This window comes from Oryzibacillus soli (assembly GCF_051594765.1).
Classification (GTDB): Bacteria; Bacillota; Bacilli; order Paenibacillales; family NBRC-103111; genus Paenibacillus_AR.
Genome location: NZ_JBPPGJ010000124.1, coordinates 1 through 300 on the forward strand (window position 1 = coordinate 1; position 300 = coordinate 300).

Consider the following 300-nt stretch of genomic DNA (forward strand, 5'->3'; position numbering starts at 1 on the left):
TCGTAACAAGGTAGCCGTATCGGAAGGTGCGGCTGGATCACCTCCTTTCTATGGAGTCCATGTCAGCTGTAGGCTGGCGGACACAATATGCAAGACAATCGGCTGATGTTACTTACTCGTGTTCAGTTTTGAAGGGGTTAAATCCTTCAACTTCATATGCAGCTCGTTTGGTGATAATGGCGAAGGGGAACCACGCGTACCCATCTCGAACACGACCGTTAAGCCCTTCAGCGCCGATGGTACTTGGACCGCAGGGTCCTGGGAGAGTAGGACGTTGCCAAGCGGGTCTCACTTGTGTGA

General features: G+C 52.3%; 1 rRNA gene. It reads left to right on the forward strand.

The window, feature by feature from the left end:
* Positions 1-166: 166 nt before the first annotated feature.
* Positions 167-283, forward strand: a 5S ribosomal RNA gene (gene rrf / locus ACSEXW_RS28425).
* The last annotated feature ends 17 nt before the right edge of the window (positions 284-300 follow it).